This is a genomic window from Streptomyces sp. NPDC111507 (assembly GCF_055638955.1).
The window spans coordinates 781,719-806,734 of the sequence record NZ_JBVKBU010000003.1 but is presented as its reverse complement, the minus strand read 5'-3'; the positions used below and the strand labels follow the sequence as shown (position 1 = coordinate 806,734).

At 70.9% G+C, this 25,016-nt stretch carries 18 protein-coding genes; 14 read left to right on the top strand and 4 right to left on the bottom strand.

Translation table 11 applies throughout. The features are described from left to right. Positions 1–82 precede the first annotated feature (82 nt). The 11 genes from ACZ7M2_RS16265 to ACZ7M2_RS16215 all read left to right on the top strand — a co-directional run bounded on the left by ACZ7M2_RS16265 (position 83) and on the right by ACZ7M2_RS16215 (position 13,375). Positions 83–1,075, top strand: a complete 993-nt coding sequence (locus ACZ7M2_RS16265; RefSeq protein ID WP_471595782.1) for a sugar ABC transporter substrate-binding protein — start codon at positions 83–85, stop codon at positions 1,073–1,075. 140 nt (positions 1,076–1,215) lie between these two features. After that, a complete protein-coding gene (locus tag ACZ7M2_RS16260) occupies positions 1,216–2,220 on the top strand; it encodes a sugar ABC transporter substrate-binding protein (protein ID WP_471595781.1) in 1,005 nt (334 codons plus the stop codon). Then, positions 2,217–3,278 carry an ABC transporter permease gene (locus ACZ7M2_RS16255; protein WP_403694096.1) on the top strand — a complete coding sequence of 354 codons (1,062 nt, stop codon included), beginning with the start codon at positions 2,217–2,219 and terminating at the stop codon, positions 3,276–3,278. Before ACZ7M2_RS16260 ends, ACZ7M2_RS16255 begins: the two co-directional genes overlap by 4 nt. A 17-nt stretch (positions 3,279–3,295) precedes the next feature. Further along, a complete protein-coding gene (locus ACZ7M2_RS16250; RefSeq protein WP_471596033.1) occupies positions 3,296–4,120 on the top strand; it encodes an ATP-binding cassette domain-containing protein in 825 nt (274 codons plus the stop codon). Positions 4,121–4,285: 165 nt separating this feature from the next. After that, entirely contained in the window at positions 4,286–5,431 is a 1,146-nt protein-coding gene (locus ACZ7M2_RS16245) for an ROK family glucokinase (RefSeq protein ID WP_075032911.1), read from the top strand. Beyond that, positions 5,428–6,009: a sugar kinase gene (locus tag ACZ7M2_RS16240; RefSeq protein ID WP_471595780.1), complete on the top strand. Its 582-nt coding sequence runs from the start codon at positions 5,428–5,430 to the stop codon at positions 6,007–6,009. The genes ACZ7M2_RS16245 and ACZ7M2_RS16240 overlap by 4 nt, the downstream gene beginning before the upstream one ends. Before the next feature lie 106 nt (positions 6,010–6,115). Further along, on the top strand, positions 6,116–8,974 hold the full coding sequence (locus ACZ7M2_RS16235) for a DEAD/DEAH box helicase (RefSeq protein WP_471596032.1): 2,859 nt from the start codon (positions 6,116–6,118) through the stop codon (positions 8,972–8,974). Continuing rightward, the gene (locus ACZ7M2_RS16230) at positions 8,971–11,145 is read left to right on the top strand and encodes an SWIM zinc finger family protein (protein WP_471595779.1); all 2,175 of its coding nucleotides are present in this window, start codon (positions 8,971–8,973) and stop codon (positions 11,143–11,145) included. The genes ACZ7M2_RS16235 and ACZ7M2_RS16230 overlap by 4 nt, the downstream gene beginning before the upstream one ends. A 309-nt stretch (positions 11,146–11,454) precedes the next feature. After that, complete coding sequence (locus ACZ7M2_RS16225; RefSeq protein ID WP_470058061.1) at positions 11,455–11,985, top strand: hypothetical protein; 531 nt, start codon at positions 11,455–11,457, stop codon at positions 11,983–11,985. A gap of 286 nt (positions 11,986–12,271) precedes the next feature. Next, on the top strand, positions 12,272–13,042 hold the full coding sequence (locus ACZ7M2_RS16220) for a DUF3566 domain-containing protein (protein WP_471595778.1): 771 nt from the start codon (positions 12,272–12,274) through the stop codon (positions 13,040–13,042). Between the two features lie 192 nt (positions 13,043–13,234). Then, positions 13,235–13,375, top strand: coding sequence for a hypothetical protein (locus ACZ7M2_RS16215; RefSeq protein WP_471595777.1), 141 nt, complete (start codon positions 13,235–13,237; stop codon positions 13,373–13,375). A gap of 524 nt (positions 13,376–13,899) precedes the next feature. Here ACZ7M2_RS16215 and ACZ7M2_RS16210 read toward each other — a convergent pair. Both ACZ7M2_RS16210 and ACZ7M2_RS16205 read right to left on the bottom strand, forming a co-directional pair. After that, a complete protein-coding gene (locus ACZ7M2_RS16210; protein ID WP_471595776.1) occupies positions 13,900–14,820 on the bottom strand; it encodes a hypothetical protein in 921 nt (306 codons plus the stop codon). Positions 14,821–14,908: 88 nt separating this feature from the next. Continuing rightward, positions 14,909–15,256 carry a hypothetical protein gene (locus ACZ7M2_RS16205; RefSeq protein ID WP_471595775.1) on the bottom strand — a complete coding sequence of 116 codons (348 nt, stop codon included), beginning with the start codon at positions 15,254–15,256 and terminating at the stop codon, positions 14,909–14,911. Positions 15,257–15,489: 233 nt separating this feature from the next. Between ACZ7M2_RS16205 and ACZ7M2_RS16200 the strand changes: the two genes are divergently transcribed. After that, positions 15,490–18,342 (top strand): AfsR/SARP family transcriptional regulator, encoded by a 2,853-nt coding sequence (locus ACZ7M2_RS16200; protein ID WP_471595774.1) that lies wholly within the window; start codon positions 15,490–15,492, stop codon positions 18,340–18,342. A 323-nt stretch (positions 18,343–18,665) separates the two neighbouring features. On the opposite strand, the gene ACZ7M2_RS16195 is transcribed toward ACZ7M2_RS16200, so the two are convergent. Beyond that, entirely contained in the window at positions 18,666–19,049 is a 384-nt protein-coding gene (locus tag ACZ7M2_RS16195) for a hypothetical protein (protein ID WP_471595773.1), read from the bottom strand. Between the two features lie 215 nt (positions 19,050–19,264). Between ACZ7M2_RS16195 and ACZ7M2_RS16190 the strand changes: the two genes are divergently transcribed. Beyond that, entirely contained in the window at positions 19,265–22,978 is a 3,714-nt protein-coding gene (locus ACZ7M2_RS16190; RefSeq protein ID WP_471595772.1) for a S8 family peptidase, read from the top strand. A gap of 128 nt (positions 22,979–23,106) precedes the next feature. Further along, a complete protein-coding gene (locus tag ACZ7M2_RS16185) occupies positions 23,107–23,394 on the top strand; it encodes a hypothetical protein (protein WP_471595771.1) in 288 nt (95 codons plus the stop codon). Between the two features lie 58 nt (positions 23,395–23,452). On the opposite strand, the gene ACZ7M2_RS16180 is transcribed toward ACZ7M2_RS16185, so the two are convergent. After that, a complete protein-coding gene (locus ACZ7M2_RS16180) occupies positions 23,453–24,673 on the bottom strand; it encodes a metallophosphoesterase (protein ID WP_471595770.1) in 1,221 nt (406 codons plus the stop codon). Positions 24,674–25,016 lie beyond the last annotated feature (343 nt).

Genomic DNA, 25,016 nt, shown 5'->3' with positions numbered 1-25,016 from the left:
AAGTCCATTGACTTGTGTGCGGGCGCAAAGCTAGAACTCCCCTCAGCCGCAAAGGTGCGGCGGAGAAGAGGGTGTTCCGACCATGCGTACAGCCCGAACGGCAGCGGCGGTGATCGCCGTGATCGCGCTCGCGGCCGGCTGCAGCAACTCCGGTGGCAAGGACTCCGAGAACAAGGCGAGCGCCGGCGGGAGCGGCGGCAAGGCCGCGAGTACGCCCCGTCTGAAGATCGCGATGGTGACGCACTCCGGCGAGGGCGACACCTTCTGGGACATCGTGCAGAGCGGCGCCAAGCAGGCGGCGAGCAAGGACAACGTCGACTTCCTGTACTCGAACGACAAGGAAGCGGGCGGGCAGGCCCAGCTCGTCCAGGCCGCCATCGACAAGAAGGTCGACGGGATCGTCGTCACCCTGGCCAAGCCCGATGCCATGAAGGACGTCCTCGCCAAGGCCGAGCAGGCGGGCATCCCGGTCGTCACGATCAACTCCGGTGCCGAGTTCTCCAAGCAGTTCGGGGCCCTCGCGCACTTCGGCCAGGACGAGTCGGTCGCCGGTGAGGCCGTCGGCGAGGAGCTGAACAACCGGGGTCTGAAGAAGGCCGTCTGCGTCATCCACGAGCAGGGCAACGTCTCGCTGGAGCAGCGCTGCGCGGGTGTGAAGAAGACCTTCAAGGGCACGCTCGAGAACCTCAACGTCGACGGCACCAACGCCCCCGCCACCCAGTCCTCCATCGAGGCGAAGCTCCAGGCCACCAAGGGCATCGACGCCCTCGTCACCCTGGGCGCCCCGATCGCCGCCGTCGCGGTGAAGGCCAAGGCCGACGCCGGCAGCAAGGCGGAGATAGACACCTTCGACCTGAACGCCGAGGTGGTCAAGCGCCTCCAGGCCAAGGAGGTCGGCTTCGCGGTCGACCAGCAGCCCTACCTCCAGGGGTACGAGGCCATCGACATGCTGTGGCTCTACAAGACCAACGGCGACATCCTCGGCGGCGGCAAAACGGTCCTGACCGGCCCGGCCATCATCACCGAGAAGGACGCCTCGACCCTCGAGAAGTACACCGCGCGCGGGACCCGCTGATGGGGTGCACGATCCCAGTGTTCGATACTTGGGCGTTTGGGGCCGGCGAGATGTCGGCCCCCGGGGCCCGCGGAACGGCCCGCCGGGCCGCTTCGCGGGCCCCGGCGCACCAAAGAACACAGCAAGAAGGGCACGACCTCGTGGCACGGACTCGGACCTGGGTAAGCATCGCGCTCGCAGGGGCGCTGGGGGTGTCCCTCGCGGGATGCAGCAGCACCGGCGGGAAGCGGGCCGAGGATGCCCGTAAGGCGGCGTCGGCCCAGGGCAGGGCCGCGGTGAACACGCCCAAGTGGACCTTCGCGATGATCACCCATTCGGGCGATGGCGACACGTTCTGGGACATCGTGCAGAACGGCGCCAAGCAGGCCGCGGTCAAGGACAACATCAACTTCCTGTACTCGCACAACGCCGAGGCGCAGCAGCAGGCGCAGCTCGTCGACGCCGCCGTGGACAAGCAGGTCGACGGCATCATCGTCACGCTGGCCAAGCCGGACGCGATGAAGGCGGCCGTCGCGCGCGCCGAGAAGGCCGGCATTCCCGTGATCACGGTGAACTCCGGCTCCGAGCAGTCCAAGGCGTTCGGCGCGCTCGCCCACATCGGGCAGGACGAGACGATCGCCGGCGAGGCGGTCGGCGAGGAGCTGAACAAGCGGGGCCGCAAGAAGGCCCTGTGCATCCTGCACGAGCAGGGCAACGTCGGCCACGAGCAGCGCTGTGCGGGTGTGAAGAACACCTTCCACGGCACCGTGCAGAACCTCTACGTCCAGGGCACCAGCATGCCCGACGTGCAGTCCTCCATCGGCGCCAAGCTGCAGGCCGACAAGTCCATCGACACGGTCGTCACGCTCGGCGCCCCGTACGCGGACACCGCGGTGAAGGCGAAGGCCGACGCGGGCAGCAAGGCGGAGATCGACACCTTCGACCTGAACGCGAAGGTGGCCGCGGAGCTCAAGGAGGGCACACTCGGCTTCGCGGTCGACCAGCAGCCCTACCTCCAGGGGTACGAGGCCGTGGACCTGCTGTGGCTGTACAAGTACAACGCCGATGTCCTCGGCGGCGGCAAGCCGGTCCTCACCGGCCCGCAGATCATCACCAAGGATCAGGCCGCCGCGCTCGAGGAGTACACCAAGCGGGGGACCCGATGAGCGCCACTGCGCCTGCACCCGCGCCGTCGCCCGACACCAAGGCCGACGAGCGCCTCCTGAAGACCTCGCCCCTGCGCAGACTCATGGGCCGGCCCGAGCTCGGCTCCGTGGTCGGCGCGATCGCTGTCTTCCTCTTCTTCGCGATCTTCGCCGACAGCTTCGTACGGGCCGCGAGTCTCAGCACGGTGCTGTACGCCTCCTCGACGATCGGCATCATGGCCGTACCGGTCGCGCTGCTGATGATCGGCGGCGAGTTCGACCTCTCCGCGGGCGTCATGGTGACCAGCTCCGCGCTGATCTCCTCGATGTTCAGCTACCAGATGACCGCGAACGTCTGGGTCGGCGTCCTCGTCTCGCTGGTCGTCACGCTGGCGATCGGCGTCTTCAACGGCGTCATGCTGACCCGCACGGACCCGCCGAGCTTCATCATCACGCTCGGCACCTTCCTGATGCTGACCGGCATGAACCTCGGCTTCACCAAGCTGATCAGCGGCACGGTGTCCACGAAGTCGATCTCCGACATGCAGGGCTTCTCCTCGGCCAGGGACGTCTTCGCCTCGACGCTCACCATCGGCGGCGTCGACTTCAAGATCACCATCCTGTGGTGGCTGGCCCTGGTCGTCGTCGCCACCTGGATCCTGCTGCGCACCCGCTTCGGCAACTGGATCTACGCCGTCGGCGGTGGCGAGGACGCGGCCCGCGCGGTCGGCGTCCCGGTCAACAAGACGAAGATCGGCCTCTACATGGGTGTCGCCTTCGGCGCCTGGATCTCCGGGCAGCACCTGCTGTTCTCGTTCGACGTCGTGCAGTCCGGCGAGGGCGTCGGCAACGAGCTGATCTACATCATCGCGGCCGTCATCGGCGGCTGTCTGATCACCGGCGGCTATGGCTCCGCGGTCGGCGCGGCGGTCGGCGCGCTGATCTTCGGCATGGTGAGCAAGGGCATCGTGTTCGCCGAGTGGAACCCGGACTGGTTCAAGTTCTTCCTGGGAGTGATGCTGCTCCTGGCGACCCTGCTCAACCACTGGGTCCGCAAGCGCGCGGAGGCGACGGCATGACGACGGACGGCGACGGCATGACGACGGACGCGGGCAAGACGACCGGCGCGGACGCCACGGAACGCACGGCGCTCGTCGAACTCGACGACGTCAGCAAGTACTACGGCAACATCCGCGCCCTCGAAGGCGTCTCGCTGGTGGTGCACGCGGGCGAGATCTCGTGCGTGCTCGGCGACAACGGCGCGGGCAAGTCCACGCTGATCAAGATCATCGCGGGCCTGCACCAGCATGACGCGGGCGCCCTGAGCATCGAGGGCGAGGAGACCCGGCTCACCTCCCCGCGCGAGGCCCTGGACCGGGGCATCGCCACCGTCTACCAGGACCTCGCCGTGGTCCCGCTGATGCCGGTGTGGCGGAACTTCTTCCTCGGCTCCGAGCTGTCGACGGGCACCGGTCCCTTTAAGCGCATGGACGTCGACCGCATGCGCAGGACCACCCACGCGGAGCTGCTGCGCATGGGCATCGACCTGCGTGACGTCGACCAGCCCATCGGCACCCTCTCCGGCGGTGAGCGCCAGTGCGTGGCGATCGCCCGCGCCGTCCACTTCGGCGCCAAGGTCCTCGTCCTCGACGAGCCCACCGCCGCGCTCGGTGTGAAGCAGTCCGGCGTGGTCCTCAAGTACGTGGCCGCCGCGCGGGACGCCGGCCTCGGCGTGGTCCTCATCACGCACAACCCGCACCACGCGTACCTGGTGGGCGACCGTTTCGTCCTCCTGAAGCGCGGCGCCATGTTCGGCAGCCACACCCGCGACGAGATCACCCTCGACGAGCTGACCCGCCAGATGGCGGGCGGCAGCGAGCTGGACGACCTCCGGCACGAGCTGGAGCGGAGCGCCTCTTAGCGGAGCGCCTCTTAAGGGGCGCGGGGAACTGTGCAACCCGTCACATACGTCCCGCAGCTCACAGACCGCCCAAGGCTCTCCAGGGCGCTCCGGCGGAGTGCCCTGGAGCGCTCAGGGGGGACTCCGCCATGCGCCCCCCTGGCGCGGTGAGGCAGAATCGGCCCGATGAGCACCTACCGCGACCTCGCACACCGCGGCTCCGCGCGGGCCACTGTCCTGCGGACCGTAGGGACGCGTGAGCGCCGTTCCCACCTGACGGCTCCCCGCGTCCCCACCGTCGGTATCGACATCGGCGGCACGAAGGTGATGGCGGGCGTCGTCGACGCCGACGGCAACATCCTGGAGAAGCTCCGCGCCGAGACGCCGGACAAGTCCAAGAGCCCCAAGGTCGTCGAGGACACCATCGTGGAGCTGGTCCTGGACCTCTCGGACCGGCACGACGTGCACGCCGTGGGTATCGGTGCGGCCGGCTGGGTCGACGCCGAGCGCAACCGCGTCCTGTTCGCCCCCCACCTGTCCTGGCGCAACGAGCCGCTGCGCGACCGCCTCGCCGGGCGGCTCGCCGTCCCGGTCCTGGTCGACAACGACGCCAACGCCGCCGCCTGGGCGGAGTGGCGGTTCGGCGCGGGGCGTGGCGAGGACAACCTCGTCATGATCACGCTCGGCACCGGCATCGGCGGCGCGCTGCTGGAGGACGGCCAGGTCAAGCGCGGCAAGTTCGGTGTCGCGGGCGAGTTCGGTCACATGCAGGTGGTCCCCGGCGGCCACCGCTGCCCGTGCGGCAACCGCGGCTGCTGGGAGCAGTACAGCTCGGGCAACGCCCTGGTCCGCGAGGCCCGCGAACTCGCCGCCGCGGACTCCCCGGTCGCGTACGGGATCATCGAGCATGTCAAGGGCAACATCGGCGACATCACCGGCCCGATGATCACCGAGCTCGCCCGCGAGGGCGACGCCATGTGCATCGAGCTGCTCCAGGACATCGGCCAGTGGCTCGGCGTCGGCATCGCCAATCTGGCGGCGGCCCTTGACCCCTCCTGCTTCGTCATCGGCGGCGGCGTCAGCGCGGCCGACGACCTCCTCATCGGCCCCGCGCGTGACGCCTTCCGCCGCCACCTGACCGGCCGCGGCTACCGTCCCGAGGCCCGTATCGCCCGCGCCCAGCTCGGCCCCGAGGCCGGCATGGTCGGCGCCGCCGACCTCGCCCGCCTCGTCGCCCGCCGCTTCCGCCGCGCCAAGCGCCGCCGTGTGGAGCGCTACGAGCGGTACGAGCGCTACTCCGAGTCGCGCCGTACGACCCAGGGGACGCTGTGACGGCCTCGCTGCCGCGCCAGGCCTCACCTCCGGACGAGCCCCGGCGCCCGCCGGAGGACCCGCGCCACAAGTTCCGCCGCCGTGCCCTGACGCTGCTGATCATCGTGCTGCTCATCGGCGTCCCGGCCGGCTACCTGGTGATCTCCGCCAACCAGAGCCGCGACAGCGGCAAGCAGAAGGAGGAGAAGTACTCGGCGACCGGCCTCACCGTGGGCTGGCCCTCGCGCGTCCAGCGCCGCCTCTACCAGGTGCCCATCCCGCTGAACGCCGTCGCCGTCGCCTCCTACGAGACGAACAACTGGAAGACCAGCCGCTTCTACGTACAGTTCGCCACCAACGGCGTGGGGCTGGAGCAGTTCCTCGCGGAGATCGGCACCAGCCGGGACACCCTGCGCAAGAACGACATCACCATCGGTACCCGTGACCAGAAGGTCGTCGGCTGGGACTTCACGGGCCCCGGCTCGTGGTGGGGCCTGGTCCACGAACAGAAGGACCCGGCGCCCACCCAGGACATCGTCGTGAACTGGCCGAAGCCCGGGCGCGCCATGGTCTACGTCGTCTCCCGCACGATCCCCTGAGCCGCCCCGGCCCCGCGCCGGAGCCACCGCCGGGACCGATTGTCAGAGGCCGCCCGTAGAGTCGAAGACAACTGATTCGACCGAGGGGCGGGAGGTGACCGGACGTATGGGCGACGAGGCCGTGACGACCGATACGGCTGTGCCGGTGCGGTTTGCCGCCGTCTTCCTGCCCGCACCCGTGCCCCGCCAGGGGCGCGTCGCCTTCTGGGACCCGGACGGCGGGCCGCTGCCCTCCGGCGATGGCGCCGGGAGCGTCTCGCCCGCCGAGAACACGTCGTCCGCCGAGCCGACCGAGCTGACGGTGGTACGACCGCACGGCTCGGGAGCCCGCCGCGGCACCGTCCCCGCGCTGACCCTGCCGATCGCCGAGGCACTCCCGCTGCTCGCCGGCGCCCGCCACGACCGCGCCGCGCACCCGGCCACGACCTGCTGGGGCGCGGCCGCGCTGCACGCGCTGCGGCTCGTCGCGCGAGGCCGGCTGCTGCCCGGGCTCACCCCCGAGGGCCACGACGCCTGGCGCGCCGGCCCACTGGACCCGGACGACATCGCCCACCTGCGGGCCGTGGCCGCCGCTCTCCCGTACGAAGGGCATGCCGTCCCGCTCCCCGGCAAGGGCCCCCTCCGGCTGCCCGACCCGGAAGCGCTGATGCGCTCCTTCCTGGACGCGGTCGCCGACATCCTGCCGCGCACCCCCGCCGCTCCCCACACCTCGGGCAAACCCTTCGCGGCCGGAGAGCCACAGCGGCTGCCCGGAGCCCACGACTGGGCCGCCGAGGTCGCCGCGGGCATGGACGCGGGCGTACGGATCTCGCTCCGCCTGGACCTGTCGGCCTACCAGCTCTTCGACGACGGCGAGGGCGCGCACCGCGCGGGCGCCGCCGTCGTCCAGGTGCACAGCCTCGCCGACCCCACGCTCGTCGTCGACGCCGCGGCCCTGTGGGCGGGCGACGCCGACACGGCCTTCGGCCCCCGCGCGCGCGTGGACGCGGCGCTCGCCGTGCGCCGCGCCGCCCGCGTCTGGCCGCCCCTGGACCGCCTGTCCGAACAGGACGTGCCCGACGTCCTCGCACTCTCCGAAGAGGAGCTCTCCGACCTGCTCGGCATCGCCGTGACCCGCCTCGGCGCGGCCGGCGTCGCCGTCCACTGGCCCCGCGACCTCGCCCACGACCTCAGCGCCGCCGCTGTGGTGCGCCCCGCGCCCGGCTCGGCCACGGACGGCACCGGATTCTTCGAGAGCGAGGAACTGCTCCAGTTCCGCTGGCAGCTGGCCCTCGGCGGCGACCCGCTCACCGAGGCCGAGATGGACGCCCTCGCCGAGGCCCACCGCCCGGTCGTGCGGCTGCGCGACCAGTGGGTCCTCGTCGACCCCGCCCTCGTCCGCAAGGCCCGCAAGCGCGAGCTGGGCCTGCTCGACCCGGTCGACGCCCTGTCCGTGGCGCTCACCGGCACCGCGGAGGTCGACGGCGAGACGGTCGAGGCGGTGCCGGTCGGCGCCCTCGCCACGCTGCGCGACCGTCTGACGGCCGGCATCACCCCGGTGGAGCCGCCCCCGGGTCTCCAGGCCCGGCTGCGGGACTACCAGCTGCGGGGCCTCGCCTGGCTCGACCTCATGACCTCGCTCGGCCTCGGTGGCTGCCTCGCCGACGACATGGGCCTCGGCAAGACCATCACCGTCATCGCCCTGCACCTGCGCCGGGAGCGCGGCGAACCCACCCTGGTCGTCTGCCCGGCATCGCTCATGGGCAACTGGCAACGGGAGATCAACCGCTTCGCGCCCGGCGTCCCCGTCCGCCGCTTCCACGGCCCCGACCGCACCCTGGAGGACCTCGACGGCGGTTTCGTCCTCACCACCTACGGCACGATGCGCTCGGCCGCGCCCCGGTTCGCCCAGCAGACGTGGGGCATGGTCGTCGCCGACGAGGCCCAGCACGTCAAGAACCCCTACTCGGCGACGGCGAAGGCGCTACGGACGATCCCGTCCCCCGCGCGCGTGGCCCTCACCGGCACCCCCGTGGAGAACAACCTCTCCGAGCTGTGGGCCCTGCTGGACTGGACGACGCCTGGCCTGCTCGGACCCCTCAAGTCCTTCCGCGCCCGCCACGCCCGCGCCGTGGAGAACGGCGAGGACGAGGAGGCGATCGCCCGCCTGGCCCGGCTGATCCGCCCCTTCCTGCTCCGTCGCAAGAAGTCCGACCCCGGGATCGTCCCCGAGCTCCCGCCCAAGACGGAGACGGACCACCCGGTCCCCCTGACCCGCGAGCAGGCCTCCCTCTACGAGGCCGTGGTCCGCGAGTCGATGCTCGCCATCGAGACGACCGAGGGCATCGCCCGCCGGGGCCTGGTCCTGAAGCTCCTCACCTCCCTCAAGCAGATCTGCAACCACCCGGCGCTGTTCCTGAAGGAGGACGCCCGGGCGGCCGCCCTCGGACCCTCCGCCCGCTCCGGCAAGCTCGCCCTGCTCGACGAACTGCTGGACACACTGCTCGCCGAGGACGGCTCGGCGCTGGTCTTCACCCAGTACGTGGGGATGGCCCGGCTGATCACCGCCCACCTGGCCGCGCGCGCCGTCCCGGTGGAGCTCCTGCACGGCGGCACCCCGGTCGCCGAACGCGAGCACATGGTGGACCGCTTCCAGAGCGGGGCCACCCCGATCCTGGTGCTGTCCCTCAAGGCCGCGGGCACCGGCCTGAACCTCACCCGGGCGGGCCACGTCGTCCACTTCGACCGCTGGTGGAACCCGGCCGTCGAGGAACAGGCCACCGACCGTGCCTACCGCATCGGCCAGACCCAGCCCGTCCAGGTCCACCGCCTCATCACAGAGGGCACGGTCGAGGACCGCATCGCCGAGATGCTCGAAGCGAAGCGGGCGCTCGCCGACGCCATCCTGGGCTCCGGAGAGGCCTCCCTGACCGAACTGACCGACCGCGAGCTGTCGGACCTGGTGTCACTGCGGAGGTCGTCGTGAGCGGCGCCGAGGAGGAGACACGACCGGTGACCGGGGGCGTGGACGTGCCGGACGCCGAGTCGTCTGCTCCCGCGGCCGGGCCGCGCCCCGCCGACGTGGCGCGTCGCGCGCTGCGGGCCGCGCGGGAGCGCGACACCCGGGGTGCGGCAGGGGACGAGCCGGGTTCGCGGTCCGACGGCGTGACCTCCCCGGCGGCCCGACCGGGTGACGCGGCCAGGCAGGCCCTGCGCCGGGCGGCCACGAGGGGGAGCGATCCGCATCCGGACCCGAGTGCCGGTGCGGGTGCCGACACCGTCCCGGATCCGGAGACCGACGCAGGCGCCCCACCCGGCCCGGTACGGCCTTCCGCCGGTGCGGAGACGGCGGACGCCCCGTCCGCCGACGTGCCCGTAGCCGGCACGCGTCCTGGTGACATCGCCCGCGAGGCACTGCGCGCGGCGCGCACGGAAGCCCGACAGGCGCGGACGGCGGCGGAAACCAAGGGAGCCGGAGGCGCGCACCGGTCGGCGGACCGTGCGGCGGCCGGTGCGCGGGCCCGGCGCGACCGACGGGACCACGACCGGGGAGGCCGGGTCCGGGACGTACGAGAGGTGCTCGCGGAGGCCTTCGAGCTGCCCGGCGCCGCAGAGCCCCGCGACACAAGCGCCACCGGCCGTCCGGCGCACCCCGACACGGACACCAAGACAGACATCGAGACCAACACCGACACCGAGACCGCCCCCGGCGCCAACAGCGACGCCATGGCCGACGCCAACAGCGGCACCAAGACCGAGGCCAAGACCGACGCCGAAACCGACGCAGAGAAGGGACACCGCAGGTCGGCGCGCCCGGCGCGGCCGATGCTCCCGACGCAGCCCCGGCTCAGCGAGCCGAGCACGCTCTCGTCGACCGCCGCCGTGCCGCGCTCCATGGCGTCCCCGCGCCGCGACGGCGAGCTGCGCCGCACGTTCGAAGCGCTCCCCGCCCGTACCTCGCGCGCGGACACCTTCGCGGAGACCTGGTGGGGCAACGCCTGGGTGAGCGCCCTCGAAGAAGGGGCCCTGGACGCGGCGCGGCTGGCGCGCGGACGGGCGTACGCCGACCAGGGGCACGTGGACGCCATCACGGTCACACCGGGACTCGTGCTGGCCTATGTCCACGGGAGCCGCCCGCGGCCGTACCGCGTCCAGGTCCGACTGCGGACGCTGGACGACGGCGACTGGGACCGTTTCCTCGACGCGGCGGCCGAGCGCCCCGGGCACATCGCGGCGCTCCTCGACAAGGAGATGCCCAAGTCGCTCGCGGACTGCGGAGCCGACCTGCTCCCCGGCCCCGGCGACCTCGCACCCCAGTGCAGCTGCCCCGACTACGGCCACCCCTGCAAACACGCCGCCGCCCTCTGCTACCAGACGGCACGTCTGCTCGACGAGGACCCCTTCGTACTGCTTCTGCTGCGCGGCAGGGGCGAGCGCGAGCTGCTGGACGCGCTCTCCCGCCGCAACGCCACCCGCGCGGCCCGCGCCGCCCAGGAACAGCAGGCGGCGCCGCTGCCCGGTGTACGGGCCCGTGACGCCCTCGCGCGCCGGGCGCTGCCGCCCCTCCCGGCGCCGCTGCCCGCCCCCGGGCACCCCGAGCAGCCGCCGACCTACCCGGGCGCGCCGGGCGGCCCCGACCCGTTCGCCCTGGACCAGCTCGCCACCGACGCGGCCGCCCGCGCGCACGCGCTGCTCACCACGGGCCGCGACCCGGTCGCCGAGCTGACGCTGTGGCAGGACGCGGTCCGGCTCGCCGCCGCCCGCCCCGGTTCCGGCCTCACCGCCGCGACCCGCGCCCTCTACTCCTCACTGGCCTCCGCCGCCGGCCGTACCCCCGCCGACCTGGCGCGCGCGGTCGCCGCCTGGCGGCAGGGCGGCCTCGAGGGCCTCACCGTCCTCGAAGAGCCCTGGGACCCGCCCGCGGGCCGTTTCGACCGCGCCCGCCCCCTCCTCCTCGCCGCCGACCTCCCCGCCTTCCGCCCCTGGCGCAACCACCTCACCCACCCCCGCGGCCACGCCCAGCTCCGCCTGGGCCACGACGGTCTCTGGTACGCCTACGAATCGGAACCGGGCCACGAGGACTGGTGGCCCCGGGGCACCCCCGACCTCGACCCGGTCGGCGCCTTGACCGGCCTCGGCGCACCGGACGAGCTCTGACCCGACCGCCCGCGCCGACCGAGTCACGCGGCATCCCACCATTCGCGTCCCACAGTCCGTGGGCCCCGGTGACGGTCGTCATGGCATTGATCGCAGCGCCGGGCAGAGTGACCGATGCGGTCCACCTACAAGATCGCATCCGGGGCGTTGCGCAGCTCATGCTCGGGTGGGCGTCCGCACCCCGTGGAAAGTGCTCCGGATGCACGACCGCAAGCCTGCACATAACGTCGGATTCGCAAACGAGTTGTTGAAAGCGGGCATCTGCCGACGGTGTGCAGGGGCCTGTTCGTCATGGGAGGTCGGTCAGTGATGAGACTCGCCACGGCGGGCCGCCGCGACCGGACCAGGCCGCTGCTGGTGCGGCGGTGGCGGCAGGCAGCGGAACGGCATCTGACGCCGCTGCAGCGGTCGCTGCTGATCACATGGATCTCGTTCGGGGTGACCTTCGGCACCGTACGGGTCATCACGCACGGCATCCGCGGAGGGTGGCTGCCCTGGGGAAACATCTCCGCAGGCGGCGAGCATCTGCACCACTACAACTTCGGCATCGCTACGCTCGCCGGGCTCGGCCTGATCGCCGTCCGGGGTGACGAGCGGGCGATCGGACATCCCGTCGTGGCGGCCGCCTACGGATGCGGCACCGCGCTGATCTGCGACGAGTTCGCGCTGCTGCTGGATCTGCAGGACGTCTATTGGGCCAGCGAGGGTCGCATCAGTGTCGACGTCTCCTTCGGCGTGCTGTCCGTGCTGGGCGCATATCTGACAGCGAGGCCGTTCTGGCACGAGGTCGGCCGGATCACCCGCACAGCGGCCGCCGGCGGCGTCCGCGCAGCCGCTTGAGGCCAGGCCCGGCGGCCGCTCAAGGCCCCGCGCCACCGGCGTGGGGATCAGCGCTCGGACACAGCCCAAGCACCCAGCCCAGCGCGTCACGTGTGCCGTGAGGCCAGTGGGCGCCCGACCACCCGGGGAGGAAGGCATGAGCCGGGCCAAGCGCAGGACCCGTAGCACCCGCAACATACAGACTTCGGGACAAGGCGGTGCCGCCGGCCGCCGGCAACGAGACCCCCAGGACGTGCCCCGCCGCACCGGGCGACCACCGGCAGACGCCGCCAGGGACGGTGCACCTGTGTCCGCTGCTCAGCAGCCGACGCAGCCCCGCGAGAACGACGCGCAGGACCGCTCCCAGACGGATCCGGCGCCCGTGACCGCAGTGGCCGACGGCCCGCCGCCGCACCGGGATGAACAACCGCTGCCGGCCGCCGGCCGCCCCCGCGACCAGGCGGCGCCGGTGCCCCGGGCGGCGCGCCGCGGACCTGGCACGCAGAGGGCACGGCTGCGCATGACCCAAGCTGATCCCTGGTCGGTCATGGCAACGAGCTTTCTGGTCCTGGTAAGTCTCGGAGCGTGTGTGGTCGTCACCATGGCCGTCATATGGAGCACGTTGAGCGCGATGGACCCGCAACCGTGGCCGTCCCTGAGACGGGGGCTGACCATCACCACCGCCGTCGTCGTGGTGGAAGTCATCCTGGGCACGGCCCTGGCAACCCTGAGCGCCTACCTCTACAACATGTCCTCGCAATACATCGGCGGCGTCCAGCTGACACTGGCCGACGATGTCACCGAACCGGCACAGACCGGTGCCGCGGCCCTGCTGTTGGACCACTTCCGCGCTCGCGTCCGACAGCGTCTGAGTACACACCTGGAATCCACGAACGCCACGACCGGTGCCGAAGCCGCCGACACGGTCGGCCCCCGCGGTCGCGCACCGGGACGTCTCCGCGTGCTGAGCGCGGTGCTCCTCGAGGCCATCAGTTCAGCACGCCGCCTGTGGCAGAACCGGAACTCACGCGGAAGCGGCGACCTCAACAAGCCCGCAGAGACCGACGAAACCAGCTGACCTGCTGAAACACGGGTCACGCCATGGCACGGGTCACACCAATCTCCTCACAAGTATCCGTACAGGGGTGTCGCCCGAACGGCCTAACGCCCCCGAGTTCAGCGTGCGGCGTTCCCCCATTCGGTCCACGCTGAGCCTGTACCTGTTGCAGCCGCACCGTACCCGTGATCACCGACTTCGTCGGGAGGCACCGTGGTCGTGATAGCTCTGCTCGTGCCGGAGATGCTCCTGCTGCTGATGTTCATGCTGGACGCCATGGAGAACCTTCTGTTCCCTCCATCGCCGGCGCCACCTCCGGAGGAAGAAACGCCGGACCAGCCGACATCCGAATGATCATTCCTCCGGCCGACGAGGTCCGGGACCGGTGGGATTCTCCCAGCGGCGACGACCTGTGGATTCCGGGAGCTTGATCGGTTGCACCACCTGGCGGGACGCCACAGCCGCGTCGGCTGGGTGGTCGGCGGTCCGCGGCAGGAATCCGCTCCGGACCGCCGCCCTCGGTCGGAGGATCCTTCGCCCAGGCGGACCGGACGGCCATAGGGGCGCCCCAGTCCTCGTCGACCAGGCCGACCGGCAGATGCCCGGCGGCGCGGGCCACTTCTTCCAGCGTGGCACGGACCGCCTCAGTGACCAGTTCCAGCCGCGTCAGGTCGCGCACCGCGGCCAGAACATGGGTGGAGTCGGTCCGCTGCGTAGTGCGCTCGCGGAAGTCGGCCAACACGCTGTGGCGGAAGCCCGGATCGTCCAGCTCCTACGGACATCGAACACCTCGACAACGGCATCGATCTTCGGAACAGCCCCGGGCATGACGGTCGATCACGCTGCCGCACCGAGAAACTCCAGGATTCCCGAAAGAGTCAAGCTGAGCTGGAGCCTGTCAGTCGCGCGGCCGCGCGCAGTTGGTCGCCAAGTCGCTGCTTGAATTTGGCAAGTTGAGCCGTATGAGCCTCAATGTATTGACGGTCGTAGGCGATCTCAACGGCTACGGCAACGCCGACCAAGTCGGTGGACAGCTTGCATTCCACATCAGCTGTGGCAGTTGCGATTTCCTCTGATGCGTGAGCGGTCTGTCGAGGGGGTGACCCAGCCGCAGATGCTCTCCACTTCGGACTGCTGTATGCCGCCCAAGGGTTGGGGTACATGAACCCTTTGCCTTTCATGCAGGCCGCCCAGCGTGCATTGGCCACCTTCATGTGTGGATTGTCCGAGGGAATCTTGGGGCCTCCCTCCGGAAGCGCTTCGGCGGCAGGTATCGGAGGTGGGCCTCCGATAGCGTCGATGCCCTGCTGACGGCATCCGCCGGCGGGGACCTTCTTGTCCTTGAACGTGGCCACAGTGGTTCCGGAGGCGCTCTGTCCGCGGAGCACACCCATCTCCGTCATGGTGTAGGGCACTTCGTTGGACGTGCCGTCAGGACTGTCGAGCTGCGTGTCGTATCCCTTGCTGCGGGCCGTGGAAAGGTCGAAGAAACCGTACAGGGCAGTGCGTACCTTGTTCCGCCGGGCGAAGTCGGCGAATCCCTCCATGATCGGCGGGTGATACGGCAGTCCATAGCTGTGCATACAACGCGCCGACGCCACGTCAGTGGCCTTCTGCAACGCCAGGATCTGAGTCGAGGTGGGTATGTAGGAATCGATCGGCAAACTGATGGCGTCGACCGAGGTTATCTCCGGGATCGGCCCCAGTGCCGGCGCAGGGGACCGGGGTGCCTGGCTTGAGCACCCGGCAGTCAGCAGCAGTGCTACGAGCCCGACAGTTGCTCTCCCCGTGTTTCTCATCTTGGCTCATCTCAGCAGGTCCCGTAGCGCAGCACGTCGTGGACACCGTTGCCGGCGGTCGCCAGAGGCTCCCGCCGGCAACGATCCGTTACGGGATGTACTTGATGTGAACCCCGTACACGTTCCCCCAGGTTCCGTAGCGCTGCTCGTAGTTGACGCTCATCCCCGCGCTCAAGGGGACGCTGTAGTTGACCCCGTGCACGCTGATATCGGTCACGCTCCCGCTGTTCCCCGAGCTCGTCGCATACACCTCTGAGATGTTTGCCCAGCCGTCACCGACGCCGGCATAGCAGTAGTCGTGGGTGTGGCTCCACTCATGCAGGGTGTTGTTGCAGCCGACGTTGGCGATCGCGCCGGCCGGAGTGGCTGCCGCGATGCCCGCGAGTACGACGGTTCCAGCAAAGGCGCCAGCGAGGAACTTCCTGCGCAAGTTCAAGACACTTCTCCTTCTGGATCCGCGGGAACATCCCGCCTTTCGGTGAGCCCCGCTACGGTGACGCTACGGACGAGGGTCCGTCGGCCGTCCTAGATTCGTCCTCACGCGAGGTCAGCTGGGGGCGGCGTCAATTTTCACGTGCCGGGGGATACATGAGATTCGGCGTGCTGGGGCCGTTATGCGCCCAGATCACCGGACGCGAAGTTCGGTTGAACGGGCCGCGGCAGGCCAAGATGCTGGCAGCACTGCTGATCGACGCCAACAACATCGTCGCCACGGAACGGCTCGTCGCCGTGATGTGGGACACGAACGCGCCCGCCACCGCGGTCCGCCAGGTCCAGGACGCCGTCTCCGGGCTGCGCCGCAACCTCGTCGCCTGCGGAGCACCCGGCTCCTTGATCAGCACGCGGCGCGGCGGCTACGAGATCCACCTGGCCGGAGATCAACTCGACCTGCTGGAGTTCGACCACGAGCGACACCTCGCCGAACAGCACACGGCCCCGTTCGAGAGAGCGGTCGCGCTGCGGCGGGCGCTCGCCTGCTGGCGCGGAGACGCCCTGGTCGACACTTCCAGCCAAGTCCTGGAGATCGATGCGGCACGGCTGAACGAGAAACGCGCGGCCACCCACAAACAGTGCCTTGCCATCGAACTCGACCTGGGGCGTCATCGAGAGGTCATCGACGAACTGACCGCTCTGCTCCACGAGCACCCCTACGACGAGCAGCTCGCCGAACACCTGATAGTCGCCCTCTACCGGTGCCGAAGACAAGGCGAGGCGCTGCAGGTGTACGAGCGGCTGCGCCGGACACTGGCCGACGAACTCGGCGTCGACCCCACCCCGCCGCTCCAGGCGCTGCATCAGCGCATTCTCACCGCGGATCCCGTCCTGACGGCTCCGGTCCCGGCAAGCAGGCCCTCAGACATACCACCGGAGAGCCCTGACGCGCCGGCCGCCGGGCCGGCCATGGCGATGCCCGTGCGTCAACTGCCCCTCGACGTATCCGACTTCGTAGGCCGGGCCGAAGCACTGGCCGAGCTCGCCGGACTGCTCGACGGGTCGGCGCCGAACCGGGCCCCGGTGGCCGTCATCGTGGGCGGTCCCGGTGTCGGCAAGTCCTGCCTGGTGACGCACGCTGCGCGGCTGGCGAGCGCCGCCTTCCCCGACGGCCAGCTCTACCTCGACCTCGCGGCGACATCGGATGAGCCGCGGGACCCGGGGCTGATGCTGGCCGAGGCACTGCGCGCGCTCTCGATCGCCGGCAGCGCGATCCCGAACGGCCTGGCCGAGCGGGCCGCGCTCTACCGGTCGTTGCTGGTGGACCGTCGCATGCTGGTGGTGCTGGACGATGCCGGTCACGCCGATCAGGTGCTGCCCTTGCTGCCCGCGGCCGACGGCTGTGCCGTGTTGATCACCAGCCGCACTCTGCTGACGCAACTTCCCGGCGCTCGGCACATCGACCTGGACGTGCTGAGCCCGGCAGAGGCGCGGGAGTTGTTCACGGGAATTGTCGGGCGGCGGCGGGTCGAGCGGGAACCGGGGGAGGTCGACGCGATCCTCGACTGCTGCGGCAACTTGCCGCTGGCGATCCGGATCGCCAGCGGCAAGCTCACGGGCCGCCCGGCTTGGTCGCTGCGGGTGCTGCGGGAGCGGATCGAGGATGAGTCCCGGCGGCTGGCCGAGCTGAGGATCGGGGACCTCAGTGTGCGAGCCAGCGTAGAGCTGAGCCTACGGCTGCTGCCGGCCGACGCGGTGCGCGCGCTGAGTCTGCTGGGTCTGCTCGGCGCCTACACCCTGCCCGGCTGGGTGGTCGGCCCGCTGCTGGACCGCTCGGACGGCGAGGAGGTGCTGGACACCCTCGTCGACGCCAGCCTGGTTCGGCTGACCGCCACCGACGCCCTCGGCGAGCCGCGCTATCGGCTGCACGACCTGATCAGGACCTGTGCCGTGGAGATCGCCGCCCCGCTGCCGACGGAGGACAAGCGGGACGCGATCATCCGGGTGCTGTCCGTCTGGCTTGAGCTGATGGGGCGCGGCACCGATCGGCTGCCGGGCGGGCTGCTGGCCGCTGCGCCCGGTTCGGCACCGCGCCGATCGCTGCCCGATGCGGTCGTGGACCGGCTGATGGCCGATCCGTTCGGCTGGTTCGACGCGGAACGCGACAATCTGCTCGGCGCGGTGAAACTGGCCGTGGACTGGGGCCTGGACGAGTTGGCCTGGGAGCTGGCGGCAGGCACGGCGACCTACTACGACCACCGGTGTCTGTATCAGGACTGGCAGCACGGGCACCGAATCGCGCTGGACGCGGCCGAGGCAGCCGGCAACGCGCGCGGGTCATCGGTGCTGTTACGCGGACTTGGCCAGCTGCACATCTACCAAGACGAATTCGACCGAGCCACCCGCGCCCTGGAGTCCTCCATCGAGCTGTGCCGGGACAGTGGGGACAAGCGCGGTGAGGCGTTGTCGGTGGCGATGCTCGGTACGGTCAGCCGGGTGCAGGGCCATGACGACGAAGCACTCGAACGTGTCGAGCAAGCGCTGGCCATCGCGGTCGGTGAAGGTGACCGGCACATCGAAGCGCAGCTGTCCTGTTCCATGGCCGTGATGCGACTCATGCAGGGTCGACTCGAAGAGGCGGAGTCCTGGTTCACCGGAGCCTTGCGCGTGGCCAGGGCGCTTGATGACGAGCATCGCGTGGCTGTCGTGCTGCGGCGGTTCAGCCGGTTGCACGATCGGCGCGGTGATCCGGACGAGGCGCTGCGCTGCCTGTGGCAGGCGTTGGCCACCTTCGAGGAACTGGCCGACGAGCGGTGTGCCGCGTACACGCTGCTGGAGGTCGGCCGCGTGTACGCCGGTCAAGACGACCGGGACCGGGCGAGCCCGGCGTTGGAGCGCGCGGCGGGCCTGTTCCACCGGCACGGCGACCGCCAGGACGAGGCCACATGCTGGCAACTGATCGGCGACCTGGACGCCGCCGCCGGCGCTCACCACCTGGCGCACCAGCACCGAGGGCGGGCGCTGCGGCTGTGGAAGATGATCGGCGACATTAACCAGACGCAAGCTCCGGCGCGACCGTCGTCGCCGTGAGGTGGCCATGTCCCTGATCGGAGATATCTGCCCGATCAGTAATCACTGAGGTGATGCGGGACCGGATCGAGCCGCTGATGTCGGCCGATCCGGTCCGTGGGCGCTGTCAACTCGAGGTGTTGTCGAACTCCTCGCGCGCGATGAGGGCCGTGTCGTACAGCTCTTCCTCGCGGAACCCTGCGATGACGCGCCCGCGGACATGCTGCTGAGGGTTCGGCATAGGTGAACTGGCAGCCTCAGCAACCCCGATCGCCCGCACGGTCATCCGAACTTCCCCGCACCGCCCTGCTCCGGTACGCCGATGACCCGAACCCGCGGATGCGTCAACTGGCCCTGGACAACCCGAAGTCGACTGCCGAACTGGTCGAGCGGTTCAGCCGGGACAGCGACGAGGAAGTACGGCACCCCGGGCTGCCCGCGCGGGCGCCGATCCGCCTGCTGCGGGACAGGGACACCGCGCAGGACGCCGCCCGGCACCCGGTCCTGCCCGTCCAGTTGTGGTCCTGGCCGCCGTTGTCGCCCCAGAAGGCCGAGTCAGCGTCGTCGTAGATCACGGTGGCGTCGTCCGTTGCCGGCAGGACCTCGGCCAGGTCGGGATGGTGATCGTGCTTGGCGCGCAGCAGGCTCGTCATGACGGCGGTCCAGGCCTGCTCCCAGCCCTCGCGGCGAGGCGCTCCAGCCGCGAGCTTGCGCGGGGCAGAACCCATGCCCGCAGCCGAGGGTCAGGACGGCGTCGTGGACGTCGTCGCGGATATCCAGGGGATCAGCCGTCCCCCGGACGCGCGGTGGCCGACGACCCCGTCTGCTCGCGGCGCAACTGCGCCATGGCACAAGAGCGACATGTGCGACCCCTTGAACGACGGCGGGGGAGGCCGGAGGATCCAGTGATCTTTCGCTCTTCGCCGCGTCTCAGGAGTCTTCCTTGCCCAAGGTTCCCATCCCCCGGCCCGGGCCGATCGCCCTCGCCGTGGCGGCCACGCTCACACTCGGCGTCATACCGGCGACTGCCGCTGTGTCCGCGTACTCCGCCGGTGAGGTGTCGCACAACGACGCCGGACACCAAACCCCCGGCGATGCCGGCACGCACACCGTCACCCTGATCACGGGTGACAAGGTCACCATCGGGACCGCCGCCGACGGCACCGTCGTGCGCTCCTTCGAGGCCGCGAGCGGAGCCACCACCGGCTTCCACCGTGCCGTGCTCGACGGCGCCACCTACGTCTACCCAGACTCCGCCCTGCCGTACGTGAGCGCAGGGAAGCTCGACAAGCAGCTCTTCAACGTGACGCGGCTGATAGCCGAGGGCTACGACGACGCGCACAGCTCCCGGCTGCCGCTGATCGTGCGCTACACCGGAGCCGCCGCCAAGGCCCGCACCCGGACGAAGATGGCCGGCTCGACCGACGTCCGCCGCCTGGACAGCATCCAGGGCGCGGCCCTCGCTCAGAACCACAAGCAGGCACCGGAGTTCTGGTCCTCGCTCACCGGGGGTTCCGGCGCGGCGGCCCGGTCCGCGAAGCCGTCCTTCGCGGGCGGCGTCGCCCACGTGTGGCTCGACGGCAAGGTGAAGGCCGACCTGGCCGACTCCACCGCCCAGATCGGCGCGCAGCAGGTATGGGCGGAGGGCGACACCGGCCAGGGCGTGAAGGTCGCGATGCTCGACAGCGGCGCGGACACCGAACACCCGGACCTGGTCGGGCAGGTGTCCGACAGCGCCAGCTTCGTCCCCGGCGAGGACGACATCGCCGACTACAACGGCCACGGCACGCACGTCGCCTCGACCATCGTCGGCACGGGCAGTGCCTCCGACGGCAAGGAGCGGGGTGTCGCCTCCGGTGCCCGGCTGGCCGTCGGCAAGGTGCTCAACTCCGAGGGCAGCGGACAGGAATCCTGGATCATCGCGGGCATGGAGTGGGCCGCCCGCGACCAGAAGGCCAGGATCATCAGCATGAGCCTGGGCGGCAGCGGTGACAAGACCGACCCGATGAGCCAGGCCGTCGACGAACTCAGCCACGACACGGGCGCGTTGTTCGTGATCGCGGCGGGCAACGGCGGCCCGCACTCCATCAGCAGCCCCGGTGCCGCGGACTCCGCGCTGACCGTCGGCGCCGTCGACTCCACCGACACGCTCGCCGACTTCTCCAGCCAGGGCCCGCGTGACGGCGACGGCGGGCTGAAGCCGGAGATCACCGCGCCCGGCGTCGACATCGTCGCGGCGCGCTCGCACTACAAGCGCGGCTCCGGCTACTACACCACGATGAGCGGCACGTCGATGGCGACGCCGCACGTCGCCGGTGCCGCCGCGCTCCTCGCCTCGGAGCACCCCGACTGGACGGGCACCCAGCTCAAGGAGGCGCTGGTCAGCAGCGCCAAGGCAACCCCGGCGTACACCCCGTACCAGGCGGGCGCCGGCCGGCTCGACGCGCTGGCGGCCGTGCACACCACGGTCTTCGCCACCACGAGCGCCTACTCCGGCTTCCACACCTGGCCGCCGAAGCCCGGTGAGACCGATGTCCAGACGGTGACGTACACCAACGTCGGCGACGCCCCCGCCAACCTCGGCCTGGCGGTCAACGGCACCGTCCCAGCAGGGTTGTTCAGCCTCTCCGCCGACCACGTCACCGTGCCCGCCCACGGCACCGCCACGGTCACCCTGACCGCGGATCTGGACAAGCTGGGCGGCGACCAGTCGGTCAGCGCCATGATCACCGGTACGGACGGCAGCGGCGCGGTCCGCGCCCGGACCCTGATCGGCGCGGCCCGCGAGGGCCAGCGGCAGAACCTGACCGTGGTCGCCAAGGACCGTTCGGGCAAGCCGCTGGAGGGCCGGGTCGTCCTGACCGCCGAGCACCTCTTCACGGTGGTGGACCTCGACGCGTCCGGCACCGGCACGGCGCGGCTGCCCGTCGGCAGCTACAGTGGCTGGCTCACCGGTGACGTGCAGGGCGCCGAAGGCCCGCACTCGCGCGGCATGGTGCTGCTCGCCTTCAACGACGTGAAGCTGGACCAGGACCGCACCGTCACCCTGGACGGCCGCAAGGCGCGCCGGATCCTGGCGCGCGTGCCGCAGCAGACCACCGCCGTCGCACCGCGCCTGGACGCCCACCGGTCCTTCAAGGACAGCCTGGTGGAGACGTCGATGCTGCCGGACCCGTCGTACGACAGCATCTGGGCGCTCCCGACCGGCAAGAAGGTCACCGACGGCGAGTTCGAGACCGGCGCCCGCTTCCGCCTCGAGCAGCCCGCGCTGACCGTGAGCACGAAGTCGACGACCTTCAACGACCCGTTGGTCAAGCGCGCGGCCACGCCGCTGCCCGCCGGTACCCGGAACCTGACGGCGGTCTTCGCCGGTGACGGCACGGCCGAGGAGCTCGCGCGGCAGAACGTGCGCGGCAAGGCCGTCGTGGTGCGCGGCGCCAGCACGGAAGGGATCAAGGCGCAGGCGGAGGCCGCCGCGGCCGCCGGCGCCCGGCTGCTGCTGGTCGTCAACGACGGCGTCGGCCGCCTGCAGCCCTGGGACGAGAACCCCTGGAGCCCGCAGAGCCCGGCCCCGGTGACGGTGGCGACGCTCAACGCCGACCAGGGCGCCGACCTGCTCGGCCAACTTCGGCACGGCGCGGTCTCGCTGAAGGTCACCTCGCACCCCACGACCGACTACGTCTACGACGTCGTGCACCACTGGACGGGCGCCGTTCCGGCGGACCCGACCTGGCGTGAGGAGCCCAAGGACCTCGGCCGGGTGAACGTCTCCTTCCGGAACTACCGGCAGGGCAAGGCGATGGAGTTCCGTCCGGACGTCTGGCGCGGCTGGGCCGTCGGCAACCAGCTCACCGCGCCCGCCCAGGGCGAGCGCACCGACTGGGTCACCGCCGGCACCACGTGGCTTGACGACGCATTCATCCAGGGCGAGACCGGGCAGCACTCGATCGACCCGCTGACCTACCCGGCGCGCAAGACCGGCAAGGTCAGTTGGTTCGGCCCGATCCAGCGGCCCCGCATGGGCCCGATCAACTACCAGCCGGTGCGCTACCTCGACACGATGTACATCACCGCGCCCGGCTGGGGTGACTCGGGGTCCGGCCATGTCGGCGAGGCCGGCGCGAACTTCGACGTCAAAGACTGGATGTCGCTCTACCAGGGCGACCAGCAGCTCGACTGGGGCAACGCCGAGTACCTGCAGGTTCCCGGCCTCGGCGCCGAGCGCCTGCCCTACCGGCTGGTCCTCGACAACGACCGCGGCACCTGGGCCAACCCGTACTCGACGCACACGCTGACCGAGTGGGACTTCACCTCCGCGGTCACCGGCAGCGATGCGGCGGTGTCCCTGCCGCTCATCCAGCTCGACTACGGCGTGGACACCGACAAGTCCGGCCGTGCCGACCGGCACGCCGGCCTGACGGTGACCGCCTCGCACCTGCCGGGCACCACCGCCACCATCGGGAAGCCGACCGTCGAGGTGTCGTACGACGACGGTGCGACCTGGCAGCGGACCGACCTGAGCCGGCGCGACGACGGATGGCGGACGAACCTGCGCGCGCCGCGGTCCGCCGACTTCGTCACCCTCCGGGTCGGCGCCCGGGACAGCGCGGGCAACACCGTCTCGCAGACGATCACCCGGGCCTTCGGCCTGCGCTGACGTCACACCCCGGGAGGTCACCTGGGACAGCACCGCGTGGGTGGGACCGCAGCCGGCGGCCCTGCCCACGCGGCGTTCCCAGTTGTCAGAGGATCTACGAGGACACCTCGTCGCGGAACGGCAAGCGAGTGCTCGTGGACCGCCGGTGGCCCCGCGGAATGAGCAAAGAACGGGCCCACCTGGGGGACACCCCGGAACGGCGGGGCAGTGAGGCGTTCTTGGCCGCTTTGTGCGGGGTGAGTTTTGTCGAGCGTTCTTCGGGACGTCGCAGTTCCGTTGCCTCAAGCGCTACGCGGCCCGGGAGGTCTTCCACCGCGTCAGACAACTACAGCCAACACCTGGCTCATAAGGGCTCTGTGACAGGGGACATGGTCACTTCCGAGACCCGGTCGTCCGCCACGATCTCCGTCGCGTGAGCGGAGCGAGGCCCCCGAGGGGCAGCATCTCCAGGCGGAACTGCCGGCCCGCCCAGCGCTACGGCGAGGGGAGCCGCTGGGGGGAGCGGAGTACGAGCAGGGTGATCTCGCTGGGGGCGAAGACGCGGAACGGCGGGCCCCAGAAGCCGGTGCCGCGGCTGGTGTAGAGGAGGGTGCGGGTGCCGTGGCGGCTGAGGCCGGCGAGGGCGGGCTGGTCGAGGCGGACCAGGTGGTGGAACGGCCAGATCTGGCCGCCGTGGGTGTGGCCGGAGAGCTGGAGGTCGACCCCGTCGGCTGCCGCCCGGTCGACGAACTTGGGCTGGTGGGCCAGGAGCAGGACGGGGTGGTCGGGGTCGGCGCCGTGCAGGGCTCCGGCGAGGTGGGCGCGGTGGCCGGCGAGGCCGGAGGACTCGGCGGTGACGTCGTCCACGCCGGCGACCACGAGGGTGTCGCCACCGCGTTCGAGCAGCAGATGGCGGTTGCGCAGCGGCTCCCAGCCCAGCTCGTCCATGAGGTCGACCCAGCCCTGGGCCTCGCTGTAGTACTCGTGGTTGCCGGTGACGTAGACCCGAGCCCGGGTGGCTTGGACGGTGCCGAGTGGGGCGGCCTGGGCGCGGCGGCGTTCGGCCGTGCCGTCGGCGATGTCTCCGGTGTGGCAGACCAGGTCGGCCTGCAGAGTGTTGACCGTCTCGCAGACCCGCGCCGACCAGCGGGCGCGGTCGAGTGGGCCGTAGTGGGTGTCGGTGATGAGGGCGACGCGTGTGCCGTCCAACCCGGCCCCCAGGCGCGGAAGTTGCACGTCGAGTCGGCGCACGCGTGGTACCCGGCGGGCCTCGGCGTACCCCCAGGCGAGCAGCACGGCGGCTGTGCCGAGGGTCGCCCAGGTGACGATCCGGGCCCGGTCCTGGCCGTCGCCGACGCCACTCACGGCCAGGGCGAGCCGCAGCAGGACGCCGAGCAGAACTGACCAGGTGAACAGGACCCAGATGGTGCCCAGCAGGGTGTCCCCGACGATCGCCGCCCAGTCCTGCTGCCGTCGGCCGTGGCCGCGCACCATCGCGAGCGGCATACCGATCAGGCCGAGGGCGAACAGGGCGGTGCCGGCCAGAGTGACAGGGAGCGGCCAGTGCTGGCCGGCGTGGAGCAACAGCCAGCAGGGCACGGTCCACAGCAGGACGGGGGCGATCAGGGGGAGGTAGCGCATCAGGACGTGCAGTCGGCTCCGCTGGGTCTCGTGCGCCGCACTGTCGGCGGATCGGGTCTCGCTGGTGTCGGTCACGCTTCCCCTCCTCAAGCAACCGGGCTGCCGTCGCGCGCACTGTATCCGGCCGCCTTCGGGCCGATCGGACGGGGTGTTCATGGTGGGCAGCCCCATGCAGCGAAGGGGTCTGTGCCGGGCGGCAAGACTCCGCTGCGGCGGCCGGGGCGCCGACTACTACGGCCCCGGCCCCCGGGAGGCTGATCTCGGTCCCCGGGAACACCCTGCTCGCGCGGGCGGTTGCCGGGAGGCGCATGGCCGTTCGGGCTCGAAGCGAGCGCCATCGAAACCCACATCGGACAGCTGACCCCGACGCCCCAGGCCGACGCAGTAGCCCAGACCATGGCACTGCCGTTTCAGCCCT